General features: G+C 66.9%; 22 protein-coding genes. 13 read left to right on the plus strand and 9 right to left on the minus strand.

Annotated features, from left to right (window positions below):
- Positions 1-87 precede the first annotated feature (87 nt).
- Positions 88-384, plus strand: coding sequence for a chorismate mutase (locus CBI38_RS23665; protein WP_109332711.1), 297 nt, complete (start codon positions 88-90; stop codon positions 382-384).
- A gap of 129 nt (positions 385-513) precedes the next feature.
- Here the strand turns inward: CBI38_RS23665 and CBI38_RS23670 are convergent, their stop codons facing one another.
- The gene (locus tag CBI38_RS23670; protein ID WP_204164994.1) at positions 514-1,968 is read right to left on the minus strand and encodes an NAD-dependent succinate-semialdehyde dehydrogenase; all 1,455 of its coding nucleotides are present in this window, start codon (positions 1,966-1,968) and stop codon (positions 514-516) included.
- A gap of 69 nt (positions 1,969-2,037) precedes the next feature.
- Between CBI38_RS23670 and pgi the strand changes: the two genes are divergently transcribed.
- On the plus strand, positions 2,038-3,690 hold the full coding sequence (gene pgi / locus CBI38_RS23675; protein WP_109332713.1) for a glucose-6-phosphate isomerase: 1,653 nt from the start codon (positions 2,038-2,040) through the stop codon (positions 3,688-3,690).
- Between the two features lie 20 nt (positions 3,691-3,710).
- Here the strand turns inward: pgi and CBI38_RS23680 are convergent, their stop codons facing one another.
- Complete coding sequence (locus CBI38_RS23680; protein ID WP_109335305.1) at positions 3,711-4,490, minus strand: FAD:protein FMN transferase; 780 nt, start codon at positions 4,488-4,490, stop codon at positions 3,711-3,713.
- A 104-nt stretch (positions 4,491-4,594) separates the two neighbouring features.
- On the opposite strand from CBI38_RS23680, the gene CBI38_RS23685 reads away from it, so the two are divergent.
- Positions 4,595-5,854: a hypothetical protein gene (locus CBI38_RS23685; RefSeq protein WP_109332714.1), complete on the plus strand. Its 1,260-nt coding sequence runs from the start codon at positions 4,595-4,597 to the stop codon at positions 5,852-5,854.
- An 18-nt stretch (positions 5,855-5,872) separates the two neighbouring features.
- Here CBI38_RS23685 and CBI38_RS23690 read toward each other — a convergent pair whose 3' ends face one another.
- Both CBI38_RS23690 and CBI38_RS23695 read right to left on the minus strand, forming a co-directional pair.
- On the minus strand, positions 5,873-7,222 hold the full coding sequence (locus tag CBI38_RS23690) for an NAD(P)/FAD-dependent oxidoreductase (RefSeq protein ID WP_109335306.1): 1,350 nt from the start codon (positions 7,220-7,222) through the stop codon (positions 5,873-5,875).
- Between the two features lie 45 nt (positions 7,223-7,267).
- Entirely contained in the window at positions 7,268-8,020 is a 753-nt protein-coding gene (locus tag CBI38_RS23695; protein WP_109335307.1) for an SDR family oxidoreductase, read from the minus strand.
- A gap of 85 nt (positions 8,021-8,105) precedes the next feature.
- On the opposite strand from CBI38_RS23695, the gene CBI38_RS23700 reads away from it, so the two are divergent.
- The 4 genes from CBI38_RS23700 (at position 8,106) to CBI38_RS23715 (ending at position 13,673) form a co-directional block, all read left to right on the plus strand.
- Complete coding sequence (locus CBI38_RS23700; RefSeq protein WP_109332715.1) at positions 8,106-9,539, plus strand: dihydrolipoyl dehydrogenase family protein; 1,434 nt, start codon at positions 8,106-8,108, stop codon at positions 9,537-9,539.
- Between the two features lie 64 nt (positions 9,540-9,603).
- Positions 9,604-11,166, plus strand: coding sequence for a carboxylesterase/lipase family protein (locus CBI38_RS23705; RefSeq protein WP_109332716.1), 1,563 nt, complete (start codon positions 9,604-9,606; stop codon positions 11,164-11,166).
- On the plus strand, positions 11,163-12,632 hold the full coding sequence (locus CBI38_RS23710) for a carboxylesterase/lipase family protein (protein ID WP_109332717.1): 1,470 nt from the start codon (positions 11,163-11,165) through the stop codon (positions 12,630-12,632). Before CBI38_RS23705 ends, CBI38_RS23710 begins: the two co-directional genes overlap by 4 nt.
- 129 nt (positions 12,633-12,761) lie before the next feature.
- Positions 12,762-13,673, plus strand: coding sequence for an SDR family oxidoreductase (locus CBI38_RS23715; protein ID WP_109332718.1), 912 nt, complete (start codon positions 12,762-12,764; stop codon positions 13,671-13,673).
- A gap of 11 nt (positions 13,674-13,684) precedes the next feature.
- On the opposite strand, the gene CBI38_RS23720 is transcribed toward CBI38_RS23715, so the two are convergent.
- Positions 13,685-14,065 (minus strand): VOC family protein, encoded by a 381-nt coding sequence (locus CBI38_RS23720; protein WP_109332719.1) that lies wholly within the window; start codon positions 14,063-14,065, stop codon positions 13,685-13,687.
- Between the two features lie 144 nt (positions 14,066-14,209).
- On the opposite strand from CBI38_RS23720, the gene CBI38_RS23725 reads away from it, so the two are divergent.
- On the plus strand, positions 14,210-15,307 hold the full coding sequence (locus CBI38_RS23725; RefSeq protein ID WP_109332720.1) for a CaiB/BaiF CoA transferase family protein: 1,098 nt from the start codon (positions 14,210-14,212) through the stop codon (positions 15,305-15,307).
- Positions 15,308-15,350: 43 nt separating this feature from the next.
- On the opposite strand, the gene yczR is transcribed toward CBI38_RS23725, so the two are convergent.
- Positions 15,351-16,835 (minus strand): MocR-like transcription factor YczR, encoded by a 1,485-nt coding sequence (gene yczR, locus CBI38_RS23730; RefSeq protein ID WP_109332722.1) that lies wholly within the window; start codon positions 16,833-16,835, stop codon positions 15,351-15,353.
- A gap of 291 nt (positions 16,836-17,126) precedes the next feature.
- The gene (locus tag CBI38_RS23740) at positions 17,127-18,665 is read right to left on the minus strand and encodes an alkaline phosphatase D family protein (protein ID WP_109332726.1); all 1,539 of its coding nucleotides are present in this window, start codon (positions 18,663-18,665) and stop codon (positions 17,127-17,129) included.
- A gap of 31 nt (positions 18,666-18,696) precedes the next feature.
- On the opposite strand from CBI38_RS23740, the gene CBI38_RS23745 reads away from it, so the two are divergent.
- Positions 18,697-19,290 (plus strand): methylated-DNA--[protein]-cysteine S-methyltransferase, encoded by a 594-nt coding sequence (locus CBI38_RS23745; RefSeq protein WP_204164811.1) that lies wholly within the window; start codon positions 18,697-18,699, stop codon positions 19,288-19,290.
- A gap of 77 nt (positions 19,291-19,367) precedes the next feature.
- Here the strand turns inward: CBI38_RS23745 and CBI38_RS23750 are convergent, their stop codons facing one another.
- A complete protein-coding gene (locus CBI38_RS23750; RefSeq protein ID WP_109332728.1) occupies positions 19,368-20,657 on the minus strand; it encodes an adenylosuccinate synthase in 1,290 nt (429 codons plus the stop codon).
- 228 nt (positions 20,658-20,885) lie between these two features.
- Here CBI38_RS23750 and CBI38_RS23755 point away from each other — a divergent pair, with 228 nt between their 5' ends.
- Entirely contained in the window at positions 20,886-21,539 is a 654-nt protein-coding gene (locus CBI38_RS23755) for a hypothetical protein (protein WP_109332729.1), read from the plus strand.
- A complete protein-coding gene (locus CBI38_RS23760) occupies positions 21,536-22,312 on the plus strand; it encodes a site-2 protease family protein (protein WP_109332730.1) in 777 nt (258 codons plus the stop codon). Before CBI38_RS23755 ends, CBI38_RS23760 begins: the two co-directional genes overlap by 4 nt.
- A gap of 45 nt (positions 22,313-22,357) precedes the next feature.
- Here CBI38_RS23760 and CBI38_RS23765 read toward each other — a convergent pair whose 3' ends face one another.
- Complete coding sequence (locus CBI38_RS23765) at positions 22,358-22,861, minus strand: winged helix-turn-helix transcriptional regulator (RefSeq protein ID WP_109332733.1); 504 nt, start codon at positions 22,859-22,861, stop codon at positions 22,358-22,360.
- Positions 22,862-22,914: 53 nt separating this feature from the next.
- Here CBI38_RS23765 and CBI38_RS23770 point away from each other — a divergent pair, with 53 nt between their 5' ends.
- Both CBI38_RS23770 and CBI38_RS23775 read left to right on the plus strand, forming a co-directional pair.
- Positions 22,915-24,321, plus strand: coding sequence for an MFS transporter (locus CBI38_RS23770; RefSeq protein WP_109332734.1), 1,407 nt, complete (start codon positions 22,915-22,917; stop codon positions 24,319-24,321).
- Positions 24,318-25,085 carry a thioesterase family protein gene (locus CBI38_RS23775; protein ID WP_109332735.1) on the plus strand — a complete coding sequence of 256 codons (768 nt, stop codon included), beginning with the start codon at positions 24,318-24,320 and terminating at the stop codon, positions 25,083-25,085. The genes CBI38_RS23770 and CBI38_RS23775 overlap by 4 nt, the downstream gene beginning before the upstream one ends.
- Positions 25,086-25,094: the final 9 nt, after the last annotated feature.

The following is a 25,094-nucleotide window of genomic DNA, read 5'->3' on the forward strand; positions in this document are numbered from 1 at the left end:
CGGGGCTTTTTTCGTCAAACGAGCCTGGATCGGTAACGACTCGAGCCGAAACAACGATCCACGTTCTGACAAGAGGGAGACGAACCAATGAGCACTCAGACCGTCGCATCAGCCGCCAAGGACACCGCTGTTCCCACCAGCGAGGCCGAGATCGAGGTTCTCCGTCAGGAGATCGACAAGCTCGACGCCGAGATTCTCGCCGCGATCAAGCGCAGGTCCGAGGTCTCGCAGATCATCGGAGCCACCCGCATGGCATCCGGCGGCCCGCGCCTGGTCCACAGCCGCGAGATGAAGGTGCTCGAGCGGTTCAACGAACTCGGCCAGGAAGGCCACACTCTCGCGATGCTCCTGCTGCGCCTCGGGCGCGGCCGCCTCGGTCACTGAGCCCTTTCGGTCTCTGAGCCCGACTCGCTCACCGAGCCTCTTCGGTCACCGAGTCACCCCGACCGAGTCGCTAGGCGCGGCCGCCGTCGGTTCACGACAGCGGCCGCCTCACCCGGTGCCCCTCGGTCTCTACGACTCGAGTGCCACGTACTTGGTCTCCAGGTACTCCTCGATACCTTCCCTGCCCCCTTCGCGCCCGAAGCCTGATGCTTTGACGCCGCCGAAGGGGGCAGCAGTGTCTGAGATGACGCCCCGGTTGACGCCCACCATGCCCGTTTCGAGGAGATCGGCGACGCGAAGCGCACGGTCGAGGTCCCGGGTGAAGATGTAGGCAGCGAGACCGTATTCAGTATCGTTCGCCGCGGCGATGCCCTCGTCTTCGGTGTCGAATCCGCTGATCGCGGCAACCGGGCCGAACACTTCCTCTTTCAGGATTCGGGCCTGTGGTGGGACGTCGTCGAGGACGGTGGCCGGATAGAAGTAGCCCGCCCCTTCCGGCGCCGCACCGCCCAGCCGGACGCGGGCCCCCGCACCGACGGCGTCCTGCACGAGTTCACTGACGGTCTCGAGCTGATCCGCGTTGATCAGCGGGCCGAGTGTGGTGTCGGGGTCCTGCCCCGGTCCGAGTGTGTACGATGACATCTTGTCGACGAGCTTGGCGGTGAATTCCTCGCGGACACTGTTCGCGACGTGGAAACGGTTGGCGGCCGTGCACGCTTCGCCCCCGTTGCGCATCTTCGCGAGAACGGCGCCCTCCACCGCTGCGTCGACGTCGGCGTCGTCGAAGACCACGAAGGGCGCGTTGCCACCCAGTTCCATCGACGTGCGCAGCAGACCCCTGGCCGACTTCTCGATCAGCATGCGCCCGACCCCGGTGGAACCGGTGAACGTGAGCTTGCGCAGGCGCCGATCGTCCAGCAACGGACCGGTCACTTCCCCGGACTTCGACGTCGGCAGTACGGACAGGACACCCTTCGGCAGTCCCGCGTCAGCCATGACCTCGGCCAGCAACAGCATGGTCAGCGGCGTCTCGGAGGCAGGCTTGACGATCATGGTGCAGCCCGCGGCCAGCGCCGGACCGATCTTTCGAGTGCCCATCGCGAGAGGGAAGTTCCACGGGGTGATCGCAAGACACGGACCGACCGGCTGTTTGGTCACGAGCACCCGTCCGTTGCCGGCGGGCGCGGGTGTGTAGCGGCCGGAGATCCGCACCGCCTCTTCACTGAACCAGCGAAAGAACTCGGCGCCGTACTTCACCTCCGCCTTGCTCTCCGGTAGGGCCTTGCCCATTTCCAGGGTCATCAACAGGGCGAAGTCGTCGGCACGCTCGATGATCCTGTCGAACACGGCTCGCAGCAGTTCACCGCGGGCGCGGGCCGGCGTGGCCGCCCACTCGCTCTGAACCGCCACTGCGGCGTCCAGAGCTTTCATCGCGTCGGCGGGACTGGCGTCCGCCACCTCGGTGAGGGCCTCACCGGTGGACGGGTCGAAGACGGTGAAGGTGGCACCGTTTTCGGCGTCGCGCTGCTCACCACCGAGGAAGAGGGTCGTCGGAACTTGTCGAATGAGTTCGCGGGAATCCATGGGGTCCATCATGCGCCGCACCAGACTTCACACGGAAGTTTCGACGCGCGGGCACTAAGCTCGAACCTCGTGAGCTCAGACATCACCGGAACCGCTGCCTGGCAGAAATTGCGCGATCATCACGCCCGAATCCAGTCCGTTCATCTGCGGGAGCTCTTCGACCAGGATCCGGCTCGGGGCCACGAACTCACCGTGTCTGCGGGCGATTTGTTCATCGATTACAGCAAGCACCGCGTCGATCGCGCGACCCTCGAGTCGCTGGTCGATCTGGCGCGCATCGCAGACCTGGAAGCGCGCCGGGACGCGATGTTCGCGGGCGAGCACATCAACACGTCGGAGGATCGCGCCGTCCTCCACACCGCTCTCAGGTTGCCTGCCGACGCGTCGCTCACCGTGGACGGCCAGGACGTAGTGGCGGACGTGCACGAGGTTCTCGATCGCATGGGCGACTTCACCGATCGGTTGCGGTCCGGTGAATGGCGAGGCGCCACGGGCGAGCGTATTACGACCGTCGTCAACATCGGCATCGGCGGGTCCGATCTCGGGCCGGTGATGGTGTACCGGGCTCTGCGGCACTATGTCGACGCCGGGATCAGCGTGCGGTTCATCTCCAACATCGACCCGTCGGATCTGGTGCGCACGTTGCACGGTCTCGATCCGGCCACGACGCTCTTCATCGTGGCGTCCAAGACATTCTCCACACTCGAAACCCTCACCAATGCCACTGCCGCCAAGCGGTGGCTTCTCGACGGTCTGGGTCTCGGGACCGATGCTGTGGCAAAGCATTTCGTTGCGGTCTCGACCAATGCCGACCGCGTGGCCGACTTCGGTATCGACACTGCCAACATGTTCGGATTCTGGGACTGGGTCGGGGGACGGTACTCGGTCGATTCGGCGATCGGACTGTCGGTGATGGCCGCGGTCGGCAAGGAGCGTTTCGCGGAGTTCCTCGCCGGGTTCCACGCGGTGGACGAGCATTTCCGGACGGCTCCGTTGGAGGAGAACGCGCCGGTTCTCCTGGGGCTCCTCGGGCTCTGGTACTCCAACTTCTTCGGCGCCGAGTCGCGTGCGGTGCTGCCGTATTCCAACGATCTCGTGCGCTTTGCGGCTTACCTGCAGCAGCTGACGATGGAATCGAACGGCAAGTCGGTGCGGGCGGACGGGTCCCCCGTTCCCGCCTCCACCGGGGAGATCTTCTGGGGCGAGCCGGGCACCAACGGCCAGCACGCCTTTTACCAGCTTCTGCACCAGGGGACGCGGCTCGTTCCCGCCGACTTCATCGGCTTCGGGGAGCCCACCGATGATCTGCCCACCGCGGACGGCACGGGCAGCATGCACGACCTGCTGATGAGCAACTTCTTCGCCCAGACCAAGGTCCTGGCGTTCGGCAAGACCGCGGAGGAGATCGCGGCGGAGGGGACCCCGGAGCACCTGGTGCCGCACAAGGTGATGCCCGGAAACCGGCCGTCCACCACCATCCTCGCGCCCAAGCTCACCCCGTCCGTCATCGGGCAGCTCATCGCACTGTACGAGCACCAGGTGTTCGTCGAGGGCGTCATCTGGGGCATCGACTCGTTCGATCAGTGGGGCGTCGAACTCGGGAAGACGCAGGCCGTCGAATTGCAGCCGGTGCTCACCGCCGCGGAGTCACCTGCCGCGCAGAGTGATACGTCGACGGACAGCCTGGTGCGCTGGTACCGCCGTCAGCGCGGCCGGGCCTGACTGACCAGTTCTCGCCTGACTTACCAGTTCTCGGTGGTGTATACGCGGCCCGAGCGATCCGCCAGCCGGGCGCGTAGTTCCTGCTGTTCGATCCAGCGGATGGCGCCGATGCCCCGTGCGAGAGCGGCGACACTGGCGGCGTAGGCCCACAGCGCGTCGTCGGCGATCACCGTCACCGATTCCCATTCGGTTTTCGACGGCGGTTCGCTGACGGGCGGCGCGAATGCTGTCGCCATCGCCGTTCCGTTCACCAGTTCGATGTCTCCGTTTCCGGGGACCGAAATCTGCCAGCCGCCGGCCGGGCAGTGACCCGCCGTGGCGATCACGTCGCCGATCCGCACCGCTGCGCCGCACTCGAGTTCGCGCGCGACGAGTGCCGCCGCACGATCGACCGTATCGGCCTTCGCGGTGTCGGTGATGTCCAAGGATGCGCCCCACGGCGCGAACACCACGTCGTCGTCGATCTGGATATCACGGAAACTCGGTGCCGGATGCACGGTGGGAATGAGGGTGTCGTCCGCCATCTCGGAGGCGAGCGGGTCGACCACACCGTCGGTCATCCGCGCCGCCCACAACGCGGAACGAAGCAGCGCCGACATTCGCCGGCTCACCTTCACCGGTGCGCCTTGCGACAGGTTCACGGCGTGAATCTCGGCATCCCCGCGCTGAAGGTCGCACACCGCCTCGGTTTCCTCGATGACACCTGCGATCAGCGCGGTCGCCTGGGGCAGTGCAGCACCCTCGGTGACGTCGACTTCCACGACGGAACCCCAGACCTTCCACTTCTCGACACTCACCATGGCGTGCTCCGTGTGCAGTTCCTTCACTGTGCTGCAAATCCAGTATGCGCCGGTTGTCCAGGAGGTCGTGCGCCTGTGTTGCCACCGGTCGTAGACTCCGGCAGGTGAGCGCCCGATTGAGCGTTGTCGACGAGATGTTTCTCCGCACCCATCGGGGGTGGGGAACGCCGATCGTGATGCAGGGTCTGTGGCGCACCGACGGCCGGATCGACGAACAAATCCTGGAGTCTCTCCGCGTCCTGCTGTCACGCGGTCCGCTGGGCAGGCGGGTAATCCGCTCGCGGGTCCCTGGTGCCCGGCCACGGTTCGCGCCCAGCTCGGAAGCATTCCACGTCGAGTACGCCACCGTCCCTGCCGCGGCGTTGCTCGAATGGGCCGACGAGCAGGCCGCCTTGCCTGTCGACCCCGAACGGGGCCCCGGGTGGCGGCTGGCCTGCGGGCGTCTCGACGGCGGCGGCACAGTGCTGTCGCTGGTGTGTTCACACGTGCTCGCGGATGCGAGGGGCCTGACCGCCGCCATCGCGGACGCGTTGCAGGGCACGCCGCCCTCCGCTGCGCCGCGTCACCGTGGACCGATCGATGACGTCTGGGACGCCGCCCTTCTGACCCGACGGGTCACCGAAGGAACCGTGCGCGCGGTTGCCGGCCTGCTGATCGATTCCGACCGCCGCAGCGAGCTGCGCGACTTCGTACGCGCCGACGGCACGGCGCCCCCCGAGGTGTTCCACAGTAGGGCCGCTTCAGCGGTGGTAGACGTGGACGCGGGCGCCTGGGATGTCGCCGCCGAGGAGTCCGGCGGGACGCCGAACAGCCTGTTCCTGTCGGTGGTCGCCGAGATCGCCCGCCGCGACGACGAGTCGGCGTCTCTGACGATCAGCGTGCCGATGGATGTGCGCGGCCGCGGCGACTCCTCCGAGGCCGCGAACTCGGTCGCAATGGTCGAGGTCGCGGTGGCACCGGGCGACACCGTCGCCGACGTCCGTGCGTCGAGTCGTGCGGCGTTCACCTCGACACCGATGACGAGCCCGGCGGGATTCCCTGAAGAAATGCTGCAACTGATCCCCGACCGGCTGGCTCACGCGCTGACAGGCAACCCCGGTGAGCGGGACGTTCTGTGCTCGAACATCGGGCCGCTTCCCGACGCACTCGGTGTCCTGGGTGGACATCACACAACGGGCATCGCCACGCGGGCCGTGCACCCCGGCATCGTCTCCAGCCGCACGAGGATGTCGGCCTACCTGAGCAGGTTCGACGGGCGCTACACCCTGGCCCTGGAATCACTCGATGTCCCGAGCCACACCGCTCTCCGTGAACGTGCCGAGGACGTGCTGAGCCGGCACGAACTCCGGGCCCACGGCTGGTGACGTCCCGGAAAGTCGACGTCAGGCGTCGTAGGGCTGACGCGCCGACTGCGGATCGCCGTAGGTGATGGCCCGCTCCCGCCGCGCTCCCGACGCGAGCGTGACCGCCCAGTTCAGCAACGTGCCGAACCTGTTGCGGTAGCCCGCGAGGAAGGCGATGTGGATGACGCCCCACGACACCCACCCGACGGCACCGGACATCTGGATAGGCCCCGCCTGAACGAGCGCGTGCCTGCGGGCAATGTACGCCGCGCTGCCGAGATCGCGGTACTTGAACGGTTTCCGGTCGGGTGCGCCCCGCTCGACGGTGCGGGCAATGCACCCCGCGGCGTGCCTGCCACCCTGCATCGCCACCTCGGCCACACCGGGAAGATCTTTCAGCGCCATCATGTCGCCCACGACCCAGACGTTGGGATGACCCGGCACGCTGAGGTCGGGATTCACCTCGATGCGACCACCCGCGGCCTGCTTCACGCCGAGCGCCTGTGCGAGTACGGAGGCGAACGGGACCGCCTCGACGCCGGCGGTCCACAGGATGGTCCGCGCGTCGAACCGGTTCTTGGCCTTCGCCCCGTCCTTGGACGTCGTCTCGACGCTCGTCTCCGACACATCCGTGACATGCACGCCCAGATGTGTTTCGACACCGATCTTGTCGAGTGTGGCCTGCGCCGCCGCCGACAGCTTGCGGTTGAACGACGGCAACACCCGGTCACCGCCGTGCAGCAGCAGTACCCGCGCCTCACCGGGATCGATGGACTGGAATTCGTGAGCGAGGGCCCGCAGTGCGAGTTCCCTGATCTGCCCGGCCAGTTCGACCCCGGTGGGCCCACCGCCGGCGACGGCGAAGGTCAGCCACGGCTTCCGCTCTTCGGGGGTGGGAAGCGACTCGGCCATTTCGAAGGCCGAGATGAGCTTTCGCCGAATCGCGAGGGCGTCGTCGAGAGTTTTCATACCGGGCGCCCACTGGATGTACTCGTCGTGACCGTGATACGCCTGACGCATCCCGGCAGCAACGATCAAGTAGTCGTAGGGAACGTCGAAGGTGGAGCCGTCGAATCGGCTTGCGGTCAAGACCTTTTGGTCGGCGTCGATCGACTGCGCTTCCCCGAGGGCGACGTGAATGTTGCTGTAGCCACGGAGCAGGTGCCGCAACGGTGTGGTGATCTCCCCTTCGGACAGGAGTCCCGTGGCGCACTGATACAGCAGCGGCTGGAAGACGTGGCTGGTTCCCCGATCGAGCAGCGTGACGTCGACGTCCACACCCCGGAACCGCTTGGCGGCGTACACGCCACCGAATCCGCCGCCCACAATCACCACGCGCGGCCGCGAGCGCTGCAAGCCGAGAGACGAAGATTCCTGGGTTGTCGTCACTGTGGACACCTCACGCTCGTCGTCACTGGCCGGCACAGCTCAGTCCTACACGAACCGTGATGTCCATGCATGCGGAAGGAACCTCAGCGCCAAGTCGATTGCTTTCCACTTGGTGCCGGGCAACGCCACCCGGCGGGATTCCTTGTCGATCGCGTCGACCATCGCGGTGACGCCCTCGTCCAGACTTGCGGTCATCGAGTCGCTGTCACCGGCCTTGCCCGACATCTCGGTAGCGATGTATCCGGGCAACAGTGTGGTCACCGCGATGGGACTCTTCACCAGTTCTGCCGTCAACGCCTCCCCGAGTGCGGAGACGCCGGCCTTGCTGGCCGAATAGGCCGCCTTCGGACCGGGCAGACCGCGATCGGCACTGATCGACGACACGAGCACGAGATGACCGAAATTCTGTTCCCGAAATATCTGGAGGGCGGCCTCGCACTGCGACAGCGCGCCGACGAAGTTGGTGCGGGCGGTGGCGAGATTGGCGTCGGCACGGCCCGTCCCGATCCTGGCCCCCTTGCCGAGTCCGGCGTTGACGATCACCCGGTCGAGACCACCCAGCTCGTCACGTAACTCCCCGAAGACGCGTACCACCGCTTCGTGATCGGTGACGTCGAGTTCGCGGATCGCAACGGTCACTCCGGGATGGGCGGACCTCAGTTCGTCGCGTAGGGCTTCGAGGCGGGCACCGCGCCGCGCGCAGAGCGCGAGGTCTCGCCCTTGGGCGGCGAATCGGCGGGCCATTTCCTCGCCCAGGCCCGAGCTGGCTCCGGTGATCAAGATCTTGTTGCGCATCATCCGGTCACGATACTTGCGGCCACACACACCGCAGGCGTGCTCGAAGTTCTGACAGCCGACCCTCGACCGGCCTACCGTGACAGGCATGACTGACTCGGTGGACGACGCGGAAGAGTACGACGTCATCGTGATCGGAGGCGGCCCCGCGGGTGAGAACGCGGCGAGCTATGCCATCGCGGGCAGCGAGCGCACCGCCGCACTGATCGAGCACGAGCTCGTCGGCGGCGAGTGTTCGTATTGGGCCTGTATGCCCAGCAAGGCGTTGCTGCGTCCCGGGGAGGTCCTGGGTGCCGCACGCAACATGGCCGGTGTATCCGCCGGAGCCCTCGATCCGCAGGCCGTACTCGCCCGGCGGGACTCGTTCACCAACAACCACGACGACTCGTCGCAGGTGATGTGGGCCGATGCGCAGGGAATCGAGGTGATCCGCGGCGCGGCGTGCCTGACCGGCGAGCGGACGGTGACGGTGGGCGGCTCCCGCCGTATCCGCGCCCGGCAAGCCGTCGTCGTGGCGACGGGAACCACGGCAGCGATTCCGGACACACCCGGGCTCCGCGCAGCCTTGCCGTGGGCCTCGCGGGATGCCACCAATCTGCGGGAGGTCCCGCGCCGGGTCGCAGTGATCGGCGGCGGCGTCGTAGCCTGCGAGAGCGCGTCGTGGCTGCTCGACCTCGGTGTCGAGGAACTCACCATGGTGGTGCGAGGCCGAGGGCTACTCGCAAAGAACGAGCCGTTCGCCGGGAAGCTGGTGGCCGAGGGACTCGAAAAGAAGGGCGCCCGACTCCTCTTCGGCGCCGACCTCCGCGGTGTGGAGCGTCCCGATCCGCAGGACACCGGTGTCGGCCGGATCCACGGCGGCCCCGCCACGCTCGACGTGGCCGGGCAGGACCCGTTCGAGGTCGACGAGATCGTGGTCGCGACCGGCCGCACCCCTGCGACTTCGGGGCTGGGAGTCGACCCGCGACTGCTCGACGCGCGCGGCTATCTTCCCACCGACGACCACATGACCACACCGGACGGATGGTTGTACGCCGTCGGCGACGTCAACGGGCGGGCATTGCTCACTCACATGGGCAAATATCAGGCGCGGGTCTGTGGTGACGTGATCGCGGCGCGGGCGGAGGGAAGACCGCTCGACGGTTCCCGCTACAGTGCGTCCGCCGATCACGGGCAGGTTCCCCAGGTGGTGTTCTCGGACCCCGAGGTCGCTGCTGTGGGAATCACCGAGAAGGAGGCCCGCGACTCAGGCGTGGACGTCGAGACGGTCGAAGTCGACATCGCCGTCGCGGGCTCGTCCCTCTCTCGCGACGATTTCGGCGGCCACGCGAAACTTGTCGTCGATCGAGGTTCCGACACCCTGCTAGGTGCGACTTTCGCCGGCACGGACGTCGCCGAACTGGTGCATGCCGCGACGGTCGCCGTCGTGGGAAGGGTGCCGCTGGACGCCCTGTGGCATGCAGTGCCGTCCTACCCGACGGTGAGCGAGGTGTGGCTGCGGTTGCTCGAGGCACGGCGATGAGCGGTCCCGGCGCGAGAACGCCGTTCAAATCGGTTTCTCAGGAGGTCTACGTATAGTCGCCGACATGGCGTCCGACATTCGCACGACAGGCACAGTCGCGACCGACAGAGCAGCGACCGACACAGTGGTGAAGACCACCGACGGGATGGTGCGCGGCCGACGGCTCGACGACCTCGTGGCCTGGCGCGGGATTCCCTATGCTGCCCCGCCGGTAGGTCCGCTGCGACTGCGGGCGCCCCAGCCGGTCACCCCGTGGAGCGGGGAACTCGATGCCACCGAATTCGGGGACGCGGCCGTGCAGCACAAGAAGTTCACGGTGCTGCGGCCGGGCAAGTACCAGCCGAGCAGTGAGAACTGTCTGACCCTCAACGTTCTGGCCAGGCCCGGCACCTCCGGTAAGCCCCGCCCGGTGATGGTGTTCGTCCACGGCGGCGCATACACACTGGGCATGTCTGCGACCGCACTGTACGGCGGTCAGTCACTGGTACGCCGGGGCGATATCGTCTACGTGTCGATCAACTACCGGCTCGGTTCGCTCGGCTACCTCGATTTCACCCAGTTCTCCACCCCCGAGCGGCCATTCGATTCCAACCTCGGGCTGCGCGACCAGGTGGCGGCACTCGAGTGGGTGCAACGCAACATCGCCGGATTCGGCGGCGACCCCGACAATGTCACCCTGTTCGGTGAGTCCGCGGGCGGAAACGCGGTCACCACCTTGATGACCACACCTTCCGCTCGCGGCCTGTTCGCTCGTGCGATCGCCGAGAGCTCGGCGCCCGGTCTCGTCACGACGGCCGAGCGGGCCGCCGGGTGGGCCGCCGACTACGTGAAACTCCTGGGCGCCGAACCGGAGAACGCGGCCGAGGCCTTGAGTACCTCACCCGTCGGAGCGCTCGGTCGAGCGGGAAACCGGCTGGGTGCCAAGGTTCTGGTGGAAACTCCCGGGCTTCACCCGTTCGGTCCCGTGATCGACGGGGACTTTCTTCCGAAGCCACCGCTCGACGCGTTCTCCGACGGCTCCGCGCACCGTGTCCCGCTGATCATCGGCACCAACAGCCGTGAGGGCACACTGTTCCCGAAGGTCTTGGACGCCCTGCCCACCGATCCTGCGCGGATCGGCCGGATGTTCGAGCTCACCGACCCAGCGGCACAAGCCCGCGTCACCGCAGCCTATCCGGGCTATCCAGCCCCCGACGCCGCGGTGGACCTCGGTGGTGACCTGACGTTCTGGAAACCGTCGGTGGAACTGGCCCAGGCGCATTGCGCCTACGCACCGACGTACAGTTATCGGTTCGACTTCGCTCCGCGGATCATGACATGGCTCGGACTCGACGCCACCCACGGATTCGAATTACTCGCCGTCTTCGGTGTCGCCGACACTCGTTTCGGTCGCGCGCTCACGTTGGCGGGGGGCCGACGCGGCCTGAAAGACGTGACCGATACGGTGCAGAGGAACTGGTTGCAGTTCGCCACGCACGGAACACCTTCGGCTGCGTGGCCGAGATACGACACCGATCGGAGAGCAACGCTCGTGTTCGACACCGTCACCACAGTCCAGGACGATCCGCGCAGGGAACGTCGACTGGCGTGGGAAGGGTACGAGGGCTACTACGGGCAGGGCCTGTGAGTCCACTCGAAGTCCACACCGAGAGCGGCGCCGTCGGAGGGCGTCGACTCGACGACCTGATCACCTGGCGCGGAATCCCGTATGCGGCTCCCCCGGTGGGCCCGTTACGGTTACGTGCCCCGCAACCGGCCGAGCCGTGGTCGGATGTCCGGCGAGCCTTCCACTATGGGGCAAGCGCGCCCCAAGGTAGCGGGCCGTGCGACGAAGACTGCCTGACTCTCAACGTGGTGGCTCCCGCGGAGCCGTCCGCGACGCCGCGCCCGGTGATGGTGTTCATCCACGGAGGCGCGTACTCGGGGGGAAGCTCTTCGTCCTCGCTGTACGGTGGCCACTCGCTGGTACGGCGCGGCGACATCGTCTATGTGTCCATCAACTACCGGCTCGGCGCCCTGGGATACGTCGATTTCAGCCAATTCTCCACGCGGGAGCGGCCTTTCGACTCGAATCTCGGCCTGCGCGATCAAATGGCGGCGCTCGAGTGGGTGCAACGCAACATCGCCGAGTTCGGCGGCGACCCCGACAATGTCACGATCTTCGGTGAGTCGGCCGGCGCCAACGCCGTCACCACCCTGATGGGCACACCCGCCGCGAAAGGACTGTTCAGCAAGGCCATCGCACAGAGTCCGCCGGCGGCGTCGGCATACCATCCAGAGCGGGCGGCACGGTGGGCACGCGAATTCGTCGAGATCGCGGGAGTGCCCCTTTCCGAGGCCGCGACCTGGCTGCAGGCCGCGAAGGCCTCCGACTTCGTCGAGGTGGGAACCACTTTGGCGGATCGGGGCGCCGACGAGGAGCCCGGAACACGAGTGTTCGCGCCGGTAGTAGACGGCTTCCTGCTTCCCGCTCACCCGCTCGATACCTTCGCCTCCGGTTCCGGTCACCCGGTTCCCTTGATCATCGGCACCAACCAGTACGAGGGCAGGGTGTTCCCGCGGTTCCTCGATATCCTGCCCACCGACGCCACCCGCATCGAGAAAATGTTCTCGCATGTGGACGAGTCCGTGAAGAAGCGGGCGATCTCCGCGTACCCCGGCTATCCCGGTCGGCGTGCTGCCGCGGACCTCGGCGGTGACGTCACGTTCTGGGAACCATCCCTACTCTGCGCCGAGGGTCATGCCGCCGTAGCCCCCACCTACAGTTACCGATACGACTTCGCTCCCCGCCTCCTCCGCCTCGCCGGACTCGGTGCCACCCACGCCACGGAGATGTACGCGGTGTTCGGGCTGACCGGGCCCTGGGCGCGGGCGCTCACCGCACTCGGTGGGTGGAAAGCGCTGCGCACCGTCACCGACACGGTGCAGTCGCACTGGCTGCATTTCGCACGGCACGGCACGCCGGCGCCCGGCTGGCCCACCTACTCGCGGGAGAACAGGGAAACCCTCATCATCGACGAGAGCAGTCGGGTCGAGAACGATCCGCTCGGCGAGCGTCGTCGCGCCTGGCTCGGCTACGAACACCGGCGCTAGTCCACTTCCGGAAGGTTGTCGCGAGTCGCGCAGGGCCTGCGGTTTCACCCGCGCAGGCCCTGCGGTGTGTCCTACTCTGAGACACCCGCACATTCGCAACGCCTGTTCTCCGCGGTACCGGAGGTGAACATGATCGAACACGACGATCTCGCAGGACTCACCACGGTGGTCACCGGCGCCACGTCCGGACTGGGCGCGGAGACGTGCCGTCAGTTGGCGGCCCGCGGTGCGACGGTCGTGCTGGTCGGCCGCGACCGGGCGAAGGTCGACGAGACGATCGCCGAGTTGTCGTCGGCATACGACCCTGGCCGGTTGAGTTCGGCAACGGCCGACCTGTCCTCCCTGGTACAGGTGCGGAATCTGGCCGAGGAACTCCGGCATCGATTCCTCCGCATCGACGTGTTGATCAACAATGCGGGGATCGACGTGGGAGAGCGTCGCCTCACCTCGGACGGCATCGAGTCGACCTTCGCGGTGAACTACCTCGCACCGTTCGTACTCGGCACCGCCCTGGCCGACGCCATGGCGCGGGCCGCCACCACGGATGCCGCCGGCTTCCGCCACCCCGCGCGCATCGTCAACGTCAGCTCGTCGGGGCATCGCGGTGGGCACCTCGACTTCGACGACCTGCAGGCCTCGAACGACAAGTTCCGCGGCCAACGCGTATATAACAATTCCAAGCTCGCACTCACCCTGTTCAGTAGGGAATTGGCGCGGCGCTTCGACCCGGCACGGCTGGTGGTGAACTGCGCGGATCCAGGCTTCGTCAAGGGCACCAGCCTCGGCCGCGACCTTCCGTTCGGCTACCAGGTGATCGGAACCCTGCTCACTCCGTTCATGGCCGATGTCGAGAAGGGCGCGAAGACGATCGTGTGGACCGCCACGGCTGCCGAGCCGGGCAAGTTCACAGGCGCATACGTCAAGGCCTGCAAGGTGGTTCAGCCGAGCAAGGATGCACGGAACCCCGAACTCGCGGCCAGGTTGTGGGATGCCACCGAGGCGCTGGTGGCCAGACGTGGCGGCGCCGACCTCGACGCCTGAGGTCCGGGCACCTATCGGTTCGGGTACTCGAACAACGACAGCACGTTCCCATGCGGGTCCCGGAACCATGCCACGCGGATGCCGTCCGGCGCGGTCCAGGCGGCGTGCTCGTCCTGGTCCATGCCGGGATACTCGGTGAACGAGATTCCTTTGGTCCGGAGTGAGTCGACCACACCGTCGAGATCGGGGACCTTCCATCCCAGCACCGTGTATCCGGTGTCGGCACGCGACTGGACCAGCGTGACCCGCAGCAGTGATCCGTTGCAGTTCAGGGCGAGCGCGAATTCGTCGCGGGAGTCGAGCTCGAGCCCGAGGGTGTCCACGTAGAACATCTGGGAGACGTCGAGGTCGGTGCTGGGAACGAAACTGACGAGCTCACCCGGAAAACTCATGCATCAACTTTGCGCCAGCCACCCACCGCGGGGCAAGGGAGCGGCGTGACACGACGGCTGTGTCGTGACCCGCGGCACAGCTCCCTCACCCGACAAGTTAACGTCGATTCGACAGGTTGTCCCGCATCGGAATGAGGAACTCGAGTGTCTGCTCCCGTTACAGAGAAGAAGGGCCCGCTCGCGGGCATTCGCATCGTCGAATTCGCAGGTCTGGGACCCGGCCCCCACGCGGCCACCCTGCTCGCCGATCTCGGTGCGGACGTCGTCTGCGTGCAGCGCCCCGGCGTGATCCCGCAGGACGGACCCTACGACCAGATTCAGCGCGGACGTCGCGTCGTCGAAGCCAACCTCAAAGATCCCGCGCAGGTCGAGAAGGTGCTGGAGCTGATCGAGCGCGCCGACGTCGTCATCGAGGGCTTCCGCCCCGGCGTCACCGAACGCATGGGCCTGGGCCCGGACGTCTGCCTCGAGCGCAACCCGCGGTTGGTCTACGGCCGGATGACCGGCTGGGGACAGGAAGGCCCGCTGGCCAATGCCGCCGGCCACGACATCAACTACATTTCCCTCACGGGTGTGCTGCACGCCATCGGGCGTAAGGGTGAGCGCCCGGTTCCCCCGCTGAACATGGTCGGCGACTTCGGCGGCGGTTCCATGTTCCTCATCTTCGGCATCCTGTCCGCGCTGGTGGAACGCCAGACCTCCGGCAAGGGTCAGGTGGTCGATACCGCGATGGTGGACGGCGCCCTGGCGCTGTCGCACATGATGTGGGCTTTCCGTGGCCGCGGTGTCTGGTCGGACGAGCGGGGCGTCAACCTCCTCGACACCGGCGCGCCGTTCTACGACACCTACGAGACGGCCGACGGCAAGTACATGGCCGTGGGATCGATCGAGCCGCAGTTCTACGCCCTGTTGCTGCAGGGACTCGAACTCGACGCCGCCGACCTGCCGCACCAGATGGACGTGTCCGCGTGGCCGCAGATGAAGAAGGTCTTCGCCGAGAAGTTCCTGTCGAAGACCCGCGACGAGTGGGCCTCGATCTTCCTCGGCACCGACGCGTGCGTGTCCCCGGTCCTCACCTTCTCGGAGGCGCCGTCCAATGAACACATCGCCGCCCGCGGCTCACTGATCGAACTCGACGGCGTCACCCAGCACGCCCCGGCCCCCCGCTTCTCCCGCACCCCCGCCGGCGCACCCACCCCGCCGGCACGCGAAGGCGTCGACATCGACACCGTCTGGACCTGAGCGCAGTGGCAGAGTACGTTTCCACGTCCTCTGCCACTCCCTCTCAGACGACCAGGGACGGTTCGGCCAGCTCCGGTCCCACGGCCAGGGTGGCGTACGCGGCGGCGATGCCGTCGACACCGCGTCGCAATTGATCGGGTGTCCGGGCGTACGGCAATCGGATGAATCGCTCGAAGGCGCCCTCGACGCCGAACCGTGGTCCAGCAGCGAGCAGCACGCCGAAGTGGGGTGCCGTCGCGGCCAGCGCGGTCGACACCGGAGCCGGAAGCCGCAGCCACAGCGACATGCCGCCGGAGCCTATGGTCGGGACCCAGTCGGGAAGGCGATCGGCCAGGGCGTCGAGCATGGCACTGCGCTGCTCGCGCAGCTCGGTACGCCTGCGGGTGAGCACCGCGTCGTCGTCGGTGAGCAGGTGTGCGGCCGCGAGCTGGTCCATCACCGGTGTGCCGAGATCGACCGCCGCACGGGCGCCGACGAGCCGTGAGATCAACGACGGATCGGCGCGTATCCACCCGACCCGCAGCCCGCCCCAGAACGACTTGGCCGTCGACCCGATGGTCACCACTTCCGTTTTCGCCGTTCCCCGGCCGTACGCGGCGACCGGCCCCGGCGACGGCTCGTCGAGCCACAGGTCGACCATTGTCTCGTCGACGATCAGCGTCATCCGGGTCTCACGGGCGATCTTCGCAAGTTCCGCTCTACCGGGTGCGTCGAGGCACAGACCGGTGGGGTTGTGGAAGTCGGGAATCAGATACGCCATTCGCGCCGCGGTCTGCCGTGCGGCGCTCCGGATTCCGTCGAGGTCCCAGGCCGCGGAACCGCCTCCCTCGGGACGGACGGGAACGGGCACCGGCCGCGCCCCCACTCTCCGGATCGCCTCCAGCGCATTGGGATAGGTGGGATGGTCCACCAGCACCCGCTCCCCCGGCGCGGTCAGCACGTTCAGCAGCAGTCGCAGGGCGTGCTGCGCGCCCGAGGTGACCATGATCTGTTCGGGTGTCGTGTCCAGTCCGCGGGCCCGATAGCGGGCGGCGATCACGTCGCGCAAGGCGCCGATGCCCACCGGTTCCATGCCGTGCGTCGGAAGGAACTGTGGAAGAGACTGCAAGGCAGACGAGTACGCATTCTCGACCGCCTCTCCCGGCGCTGCCATCGCCGCATAACTGAGATCGATCATCGCACCCTCCGGCCCCGGCTGATGCGCGCGGAACATGAGGCCGTTCTGGCGCGATCCGGGCGGCAACGCCACCGTGCTCCGCGATCCCTGTCGGCTGATCAGGTACCCCTCGTCGCGCAGCACCGAATACGACGACGTGATCGTCGTGCGGCTCAGTTCCAGCACCGACGCCAGTTCGCGTTCGCTGGGAAGTGCCACACCCAACGGGACGCGGCCGTCGTGCACGAGCAGCCGGATGCTGTCGGCGAGCGCCCGGTATGCGGGCCGGACCGCCGAACGACGGGTGCTGTCGTCCTGCCAGTTGCCGAGGTCCCTCGCCAGCGAACGCGCACCGAGTACACGGGTCATCATGCAGTCCAGTATCGGCCTTGTGGCTATTCGATCCCAAGCCAGTCGGGCGCAGAGTTGACTCCATGACGACACTCCTCACCCTCGCCTGCATCATCATCCTGGCCGCGGCCGTCGCCCGATACGGCCCCAAAGAAGTAGGTGAAGGCCTGTTTCGCGTGGAGCAGTTTCGCCTGGGCGCACCTCTCGGTGGCATTTTCGCCGATCCACCGAGCAGTCCAGAATCTGCCGACTGGACTGCTCGCCCGATGAGCGCCGAAGGTAGTTCAGGGCGCCTTGCGGATTCTCCCGATGTCACCGGGCAGGAGGCGCCAGCGACTGACTGAACAGCACCGTCCCGGCCGCGTCGAGCAGGTCGACTCGCAACTCGGACGTCTCCCCGTCGATGAAGACCTCCCCGAAATGCTGGTATCCGTCGAGGGGTGAGGAATTCGGGGCAGGCGGTGCGTGGACGAACACGGCCTCGGGACCGAACGTCGGATCGAGGTCGTTGGGGCCGAAACCACCGGCGTTGAGCGGGCCCGACACGAACTCCCAGAACTCGTCGAAGTCCTTGTATGCGGCACGGTCCGGCGAGTACCGGTGCGCGGCGGTGTAGTGCACGTCCGCGGTGAGCCAGACCGTTCCCGTGACGCCGCCCGCCTTGATCGCGGACAGTACCTGCGCGATCTCGGATTCACGGCCCGACGGTGGTCCCGGATCCCGGTTGGCGATGCCCTCGAACGCGGTGTCGCCGTCCGGCACCACCACCCCGAGGGGAAGGTCGTTGGCGATGATCTTCCAGGTCGCCGTCGACGCACCGAGTTCGCGAATGAGCCAGTCCTTCTGTGCTGCGCCGAGGATCTGTCCGGCCGGGCCGGTATTGACACCGTTCGCACCCTTGTAGGTGCGCATGTCGAGCACGAAGACGTCGAGAAGAGGTCCGTAGCCGATCTTGCGGTACACACGCCCGTCCACCGCCTCGGTGGGCTCGATCGGAAGCCACTCGTGGAACGCCTGGAAAGCTCGCTGCGCCAGAACGTCGACGCTCTTCTCCGAGTAGGCCTCGGCGCTGAGGAGTTCGCCGGGATACCAATTGTTGACCGTTTCGTGGTCGTCCCACTGAACGATCTGCGCAACAGAGGAATTGAAGGTTCTGTAGTGCTGGTCGCTGAGGTTGTAGGCGTACTGACCGCGGTACTGGTCCAATGTCTGCGCAAGCGCACTCTTGGCCTCGCTCACCGTGTTCCGCCAGATTCGGCCGTCCGGCAGCGCAACCGACTCCTTCAGGGGTCCGTCGGCGTAGACGACGTCACCGGAGTGGAGGAACAGATGCGGGTCGCGTGCGGCCATCGTTTCGAATATCCGCATACCGCCGAGGTCGGGGTTGATTCCGTAACCCTGACCCACCGTGTCTCCGGACCACTGCAGCCGGATGTCGCCCGCGGCGCTCGGTGCGGTGCGGAAGACACCCGTCACCGCCTCCGAGGTGGCGCCGTCGTCACCTTCGAGGGTCACCCGGTAGTGCACCTGCTGCCCGGCGGGTAGTCCGGTCACCCGCAACCGTCCGGTGCCGTCCGTGTCCGGGGTGAGCAGTCCACCCTCGAATCGCACCGGGTCGTTGAAGGACTCGGTGGCCGCCGTCTCGACGATCATCGTCGCCGGCCGGTCGGACCTCGCCCAGATCACTGCGCCGTCGGCACGCACATCGCCGGCGGCAACTCCATGGGTCAGCGCGGGCCGGGGGCGTAGGAGGGTGGGACTCGAACCGGCCGAGCCGGAACACGCGGCGGCGGGAACAGCGAGTACGCCGAGAGCGGTGGCGCGGAGCAGGGTACGGCGCGACAGGTGCACGGGACATCTCCTCGGTGGTGGATCCTCGAGGATGTCCAACCGTGGCCAACAGACGGTAAACGTCGGATGTGGGGCGCATACTGGGTTGGTGACCACAGGATTCTGCCTGTTCGACACAGCACTCGGCACGTGCGCCATTGCCTGGAGGGCCGCCGGGATCGTCGGTGTGCAACTGTCGGAGGGTTCACCCGAGGCGACACGTGCCCGCGTCGAACGCTGCTTCCCGGGTGCGGTGGAGCACTCACCGCCCACACCGGTCCAGCAGGCGTTGGACGCCATTCGGGAACACCTCGGCGGCGCACTCGACGACCTGCGCTGGATCGACCTCGACTTCGAGGGAGTCCCCGAGTTCGATTGCAACGTATACGAGATCGCCCGGGCCATCGACCCGGGCGACACCCTCACCTACGGAGAGGTGGCTGCAGCACTCGGCAAACCCGGCGCCGCGCAGGCCGTCGGCCAGGCACTCGGACGCAACCCCTTGCCGATCGTCGTCCCCTGCCACCGCGTCCTCGCCGCCGGAAACAAGGTCGGCGGATTCTCCGCGGGCAGCGGCACCCTCACCAAACGCGAACTACTCGCCCTCGAACACGCACCCGGATTCGACGACCCCGTACTGTTCTGAAGCAACCGCACGGGCCGGACCGACGTCACAGCCGTTCGACGTCACAGCCGTTCAGCGTCACCGTTCAGTCCGACTGGTCAGCGCACCACGTCGCGGCGCACGATGGTCTCGTCACGGCCGGGGCCGACACCGATGCACGAAATGTAGGCGCCGGACAGCTCTTCGAGGCGCAGCACATAGTTCTGCGCATTCTTCGGCAGTTCCTCGAAGGTGCGTGCGTGCGAGATGTCTTCCCACCATCCGGGCATCTCTTCGTAGATGGGGGTGGCGTGGTGAACATCGGTCTGCGACATCGGCATTTCCTCGTGCCGTACACCGTCGATGTCGTAGGCGACGCAGATGGGGATGGTGTCGAGGCTGCTGAGCACGTCGAGCTTGGTGAGGAAGTAGTCGGTGATGCCGTTGACGCGAGTTGCGTAGCGGGCGATCACGGCGTCGAACCAGCCGGTGCGGCGGGCGCGACCGGTGGTGACACCCACCTCGCCACCCGTCTTGGCCAGGTATTCACCGTGCTCGTCGAACAGCTCCGTCGGGAACGGACCGGAGCCGACTCGCGTGGTGTACGCCTTGAGGATGCCCAGCACCGTCGTGATCTTGGTGGGTCCGATGCCCGAACCGACCGCCGCGCCACCGGATGTCGGGTTGGACGAAGTCACGTACGGGTACGTCCCGTGGTCCACGTCGAGGAGAGTTCCCTGCGACCCCTCCAGCAGAACCGTTTCGCCACGCTCGAGGGCCTCGTTGAGCTGCAACCGGGTGTCGGCGATGCGGTGCTTGAATCCGTTGGCCTGTTCGAGCACCTCGTCGACCACCTGCTGCGGGTCGAGCGCCTTGCGGTTGTAGATCTTGGCGAGCACCTGGTTCTTGAATTCCAGTGCCGCCTCCACCTTCTGGGTGAGGATCTTCTCGTCGAGCACGTCTTGCACCCGGACGCCGACACGGGCGATCTTGTCCTGGTAGCAGGGCCCGATGCCGCGGCCCGTGGTGCCGATCTTCTTGGCGCCCAGGAAGCGTTCGGTGACCTTGTCGATGGCCACGTGGTACGGCATGATCAGGTGCGCGTCAGCCGAGAGCAGCAATTTGCTGGTGTCGACGCCCCGCTCGTCGAGTCCGGCGAGTTCGGTGAGCAGCACTCCCGGATCCACCACCACACCGTTGCCGATGACGTTGGTGACGCCCGGCGTGAGGATGCCCGACGGGATCAGATGCAGCGCGAACTTGTCGCCGTTCGGAAGAACGACAGTGTGTCCGGCGTTGTTTCCGCCCTGGTAGCGCACCACCCACTGCAGGCGTCCGCCCAATAGATCGGTCGCTTTGCCCTTGCCCTCATCGCCCCACTGGGCGCCGATCAGGACGATTGCCGGCATGACGTTGTCTCCTACGGTCGACGTACAGTCGTATCCGACTGCGTGGTTCTGCCGTTCGTAGGCAGTGGCCGGGGGAACAGTCTAGCCGAGCGCACAGAGAACAGACCCCACAGTACGACCGGAGTGGCTTCGGGGCCGGTGGCGGGCATACAACTAGGATGGCCGGATGGAAAGCTGCGGCAGCCGTAGCGGGACATATCCGGGCGAGGAGTGGCGTTGACCCCCGTTGTGCTCATATGCGGTGACGTGCCGCTCCCCCTGCCCTTGGGGTCGATCTCGGCGTCGAGCGCCCCCACCGTGCCGGACAAGGACGACTTCGACGAGGTCTTCTCCAAACTCCAGGTCGTCACGCATCCGCGGCTCATCGTGGTCGGTAGCGATGCCGCACTGGCCGCGACCCTGACCCGGCTGATGCGGACCGACCGGTTGCATATCGAGCTCGCCTACGTCGCCGAACACAGCTCACCGGCAACCGACGCCTACCACCTGTCCGCGGGCGCACGGGCCGCCCGCACGGCACTGAAAGGAACGGCCAAGCCGGTACCTCTCATCCGCGACGACGCGGGCATCGCGCTGGTCGGGCTCGCCACCGTGACGGCGCCCGGCGGTGAACCGTTGGTCGGCGAGGCGTACGTCGACGACACCCGCCTGTTCTCCGGTACCGCCACCAACATGCACGTCACCCCCACTCCACGGATGCCCGGGCTGCGGGCCTCGATCGAACCCCGGCGGCGCTGGTTGCCGCGTCGATGGATCGAGGGGCGCGCGGTCCAACTCGGGTCGCCGGCCGCCGCGCTGACCCGTGACGACGTGCCCAATCCGCGCGCGGTGAAACGGTCGACGTTCTACCGTCACGACCGCGAGTGGTTGCTCGTTCGATGAACCTGCCCAGAACGCGGTCCACCGCCGTCCGGCCGAGCCCGGTCTTCCTCGTCGTCGTCGCCACCGCCGTCGCCGGTGGAGTACTCGCGTGGGGCGCCCGGGCCGAGTCCGTCGTCGGCCACGTCGGGGTCTTCCTCCTCGTGGTGGCCGGCTGGGTGGTGACGCTGTGCCTCCACGAGTTCGCGCACGCGTACACGGCGTGGCGGAACGGCGACACCGATGTGGCGGTGCGCGGATACCTCACCCTGAACCCGCTGAAGTACAGCCACCCCTTGCTGTCGATAGGCCTTCCCGTGCTGTTCATCGCCCTCGGCGGAATCGGGCTACCGGGCGGTGCCGTCTACCTGCGGACGGGGTTGTTCCCGCCGAAGGTCCAGGCGAAGGTGTCGCTCGCGGGGCCGGCCGTGAACCTCGTGTCGGCAGTGGTCCTGCTGACCGTGATTCGCGGGTGGGGCCTGGACGGCGATCATCGGGTGTTCTGGACGGGCCTGAGCTTCCTGGCTTTCCTGCAGGTGATGGCGACGGTACTCAACCTGCTCCCCGTTCCGGGCCTCGACGGCTACGGCGCACTCGAGCCCTCCCTTCCGCCGCGGACCCGCCGGTCCGTCGATCAGTACAAGCCCTACGGACTGCTCGTCCTCGTGGCCCTGCTCTTCGTGCCTTCGATCAATACCGTGTTCTTCGACGGAATCTACTGGCTGTTCGAGCTGTCCGGTGTGCCGGCGATCTACGCGCAGTACGGCAACTACCTGATGCGTTTCTGGCTTTCGTGAGTACCCCCCGTGAGTACTTCTTAACAGTGGGCTGTTAACAAGCACTCACGGCAGGGAGCGGCGAGCCTGCTCCTCGGTGAAGTTGGGCGTCAACCGCAATTCGGTCAACGGCACCTCGCGGTCGGGACTGCGCACCTCCACGCGGACGGGTTGACCCGTCGCGTCGTCCCGCAGTCCGATCGGCGCGCCGCGTGATCCCTGCAGGTACTTGTCACCCCACTGCATGAGTGCCAGCACGGCGGGCAGGAGGTCGCGACCCTTCTCGGTCAGCACGTATTCGAAGCGGGTTCGTTGTCCGGGTTCCTTGTAGGGCCGCCGCTCGAACAAACCTTCCGCGGTGAGTTCCCGCAGGCGCGCCGCCGCCACCGCCTCGGTGACCCCCACACGCTGGACGAAGTCGTCGAACCGCGTGGTCCCGTAATAGGCCTCGCGGAGGATGAGAATGGCCGAACGCGTGCCCACTACATCCATCGCCTTTCCGATCGAGCAGTGCGTGGCCCGCCAGGTGTCGCGATCGCCGAGGAAGCCGTCCAGTCGTGCCGCATTCATGCCACCATGATAGCTGACTTGCAAAAAGCAAAGCCAGGTGTACATTGCTGGCTATGGTATTCAGCAGTCAGGTGCACGGGGATATCCGTCTGCGTCCTCTCCTTCTCGTCCTGTGTGGCGCCCCGTTCGTCGCGAGCCTCGATCTCTTCGTCGTGAACATCGCCCTCGGCGACATCGCCGCCAGCTACCCCGGTTACTCCCTCGGCGACCTGAGCTGGGTACTCAACGGCTATGCGATCGTCTATGCGGCACTACTGGTTCCACTCGGCCGGTGGGCGGATCGCATCGGTCACCGGCGCGGATTCATGCTGGGACTGGCGCTGTTCACGGCTGCGAGCGCCGCCTGCGCGCTCAGCCCCTCCCTGTGGTTTCTCGTCCTCTTCCGCCTGCTGCAGGCTGTCGGCGCCGCGGCCCTGACCCCCGCAAGCCTCGGATTGCTGGTCGGAACCGTCCCCGCGGAACGACGCGCCGGCGCAGTCCGCATGTGGGCGGCCTCTGGTGCGGCAGCCGCCGCATTCGGCCCCGTCGTCGGCGGAATCCTCGTCGAGGCCTCCTGGCGCTGGGCGTTCCTCATCAACATTCCGATCGGAATCGCACTCCTGATCGCCGCGACCCGTGTCGTGCCCGACGTCCGCCCCACCGCCACCGACACCGAACTCGACTTGATGGGGGCGGCCCTGCTGATTCTCGGGATCGGCGCACTGTCGCTCGGGATGGTCCAGGGGCCGGAATGGGGATGGGGGGACCCCCGGATCACGCTCGCTTTCACCCTCGCCGCCGCCTGCCTTGCCCTGTTCTGGTGGAGCAACAGCCGTCACCGGGCACCCCTCATCGAACCGGCCCTGCTGAAGGTGCGCACGTTCGCGTGGTCCAACGCGACCGCCCTGGTGTTCAGCGCAGCGTTCGCGGCGGGACTGCTGTCGAACATCCTTTGGCTGCAGAACGTGTGGGAATACTCGGCGATCAGGACGGGACTCGCCATCGCTCCCGGACCGATCCTCGTGCCGGTCTTTGCGATCGCCGGTCAGCTCCTCGCCCGCCGGTTCTCCCCCGGCACCATTGCCGCTGCGGGAAGTCTGGTGTGGGCGGCGGGCACGCTACTGATCCTGGCGTCGGTAGGGGCGGAGCCCCACTACGTCACCGAATTCCTTCCGGGATTGCTGGTCGGCGGAGTAGGCGTCGGCCTCGCACTCCCCACCATTCTCTCGTCCGCCACTGCCGGGCTTCCGCAGTCCCGGTCGGCGACCGGCAGTGCGATCGTCAACATGAATCGGCAAATCGGCACCGTGATCGGGGTCAGCGTGCTCGTGGCGGTCCTCGGCACCACCGTGGGCTACGACGACACCCACTCTGCCTTCATCGTCGCCTGGTGGGTGATCGCCGCAGTCGGCGTCGGTGCGGCGGCCACATCCATCGGCATGAATTCCCAGAACCCACTCACCGTAAAGGTACCGGCATGACCCCGTTGACCGCACTTGCTTTCCCCACCGAATTCGACTCCACCTGGCGTGGTTTCGGCGGTATGCACGGCGGGCTCGTCGTCGCATCGATGCTGCACGCGGCCGAGGCCGAGACGGCCGCGACACCGGTTACCGTCTCGGCCCACTTCACCCGGCCCGTGGTACCGGGCCCGGTGGACCATCAGGTCGAGGTCGTGCACGGCGGGCGGACACCGAGTGTCCGCGTATCGATGCCCGGTTCCGCAGGTGCCCTGATCCGCCTCACCCGAACGCCCAGCGCCATCACGTGGCCTCACGATGCGCCCGACCTCGGCGACGAAGATCCGGAAGTCCTCACACCCCTGGCGATTCCGGCCGACTACATGCCCTTCGCCCAGTACCTCGACATCCGCCCGATCAACTCGGCACGTCCCTTCGCCGGCGGCGCCGACCCTGAGTTCGAGGTGTGGATTCGTCTGCTCTCATCGATCGATTTCAGCCCTTCCGAACGCGCGGCGGTACTACTCGACGCGTTACCGCCGGGGTTGTTCGCCGTACTCGACGCGCCGGTAGCCATCCCCACCGTCGAGTTCAGTGCCCACTTCCCCGTGAGTACTTATCAACAGCCCACTGTTAACAAGTACTCACGGGAGGGGTGGTACCACCTGCGCCACCGCACGGTCTGGGCCACCGAAGACTCGTGCGTCGACGAGACCGAACTGCGCACCGCCACAGGACACCTCGCAGGTCAGGCGCGTCAGCTCCGCAGAATCCTCACCCCCTGATCGCCACCC

Origin of the sequence: Rhodococcus oxybenzonivorans (assembly GCF_003130705.1) — a bacterium.
Lineage (GTDB): Bacteria > Actinomycetota > Actinomycetes > Mycobacteriales > Mycobacteriaceae > Rhodococcus_F > Rhodococcus_F oxybenzonivorans.

Bases quoted from the DNA above. Each gene is read 5' to 3' on its own strand.
- CBI38_RS23765 (WP_109332733.1), bottom strand. From the start codon at position 22,861: ATGAATGCGGCACGACTGGACGGCTTCCTCGGCGATCGCGACACCTGG.
- CBI38_RS23680 (WP_109335305.1), bottom strand. From the start codon at position 4,490: ATGGTGAGTGTCGAGAAGTGGAAGGTCTGGGGTTCCGTCGTGGAAGTC.
- CBI38_RS23670 (WP_204164994.1), bottom strand. From the start codon at position 1,968: ATGGATTCCCGCGAACTCATTCGACAAGTTCCGACGACCCTCTTCCTC.
- CBI38_RS23720 (WP_109332719.1), bottom strand. From the start codon at position 14,065: ATGAGTTTTCCGGGTGAGCTCGTCAGTTTCGTTCCCAGCACCGACCTC.
- CBI38_RS23715 (WP_109332718.1), top strand. From the start codon at position 12,762: ATGATCGAACACGACGATCTCGCAGGACTCACCACGGTGGTCACCGGC.
- CBI38_RS23695 (WP_109335307.1), bottom strand. From the start codon at position 8,020: ATGATGCGCAACAAGATCTTGATCACCGGAGCCAGCTCGGGCCTGGGC.
- yczR (WP_109332722.1), bottom strand. From the start codon at position 16,835: ATGATGACCCGTGTACTCGGTGCGCGTTCGCTGGCGAGGGACCTCGGC.
- CBI38_RS23745 (WP_204164811.1), top strand. From the start codon at position 18,697: ATGTCCAACCGTGGCCAACAGACGGTAAACGTCGGATGTGGGGCGCAT.
- CBI38_RS23770 (WP_109332734.1), top strand. From the start codon at position 22,915: ATGGTATTCAGCAGTCAGGTGCACGGGGATATCCGTCTGCGTCCTCTC.
- CBI38_RS23705 (WP_109332716.1), top strand. From the start codon at position 9,604: ATGGCGTCCGACATTCGCACGACAGGCACAGTCGCGACCGACAGAGCA.
- CBI38_RS23665 (WP_109332711.1), top strand. From the start codon at position 88: ATGAGCACTCAGACCGTCGCATCAGCCGCCAAGGACACCGCTGTTCCC.
- CBI38_RS23760 (WP_109332730.1), top strand. From the start codon at position 21,536: ATGAACCTGCCCAGAACGCGGTCCACCGCCGTCCGGCCGAGCCCGGTC.
- CBI38_RS23750 (WP_109332728.1), bottom strand. From the start codon at position 20,657: ATGCCGGCAATCGTCCTGATCGGCGCCCAGTGGGGCGATGAGGGCAAG.
- CBI38_RS23775 (WP_109332735.1), top strand. From the start codon at position 24,318: ATGACCCCGTTGACCGCACTTGCTTTCCCCACCGAATTCGACTCCACC.
- CBI38_RS23700 (WP_109332715.1), top strand. From the start codon at position 8,106: ATGACTGACTCGGTGGACGACGCGGAAGAGTACGACGTCATCGTGATC.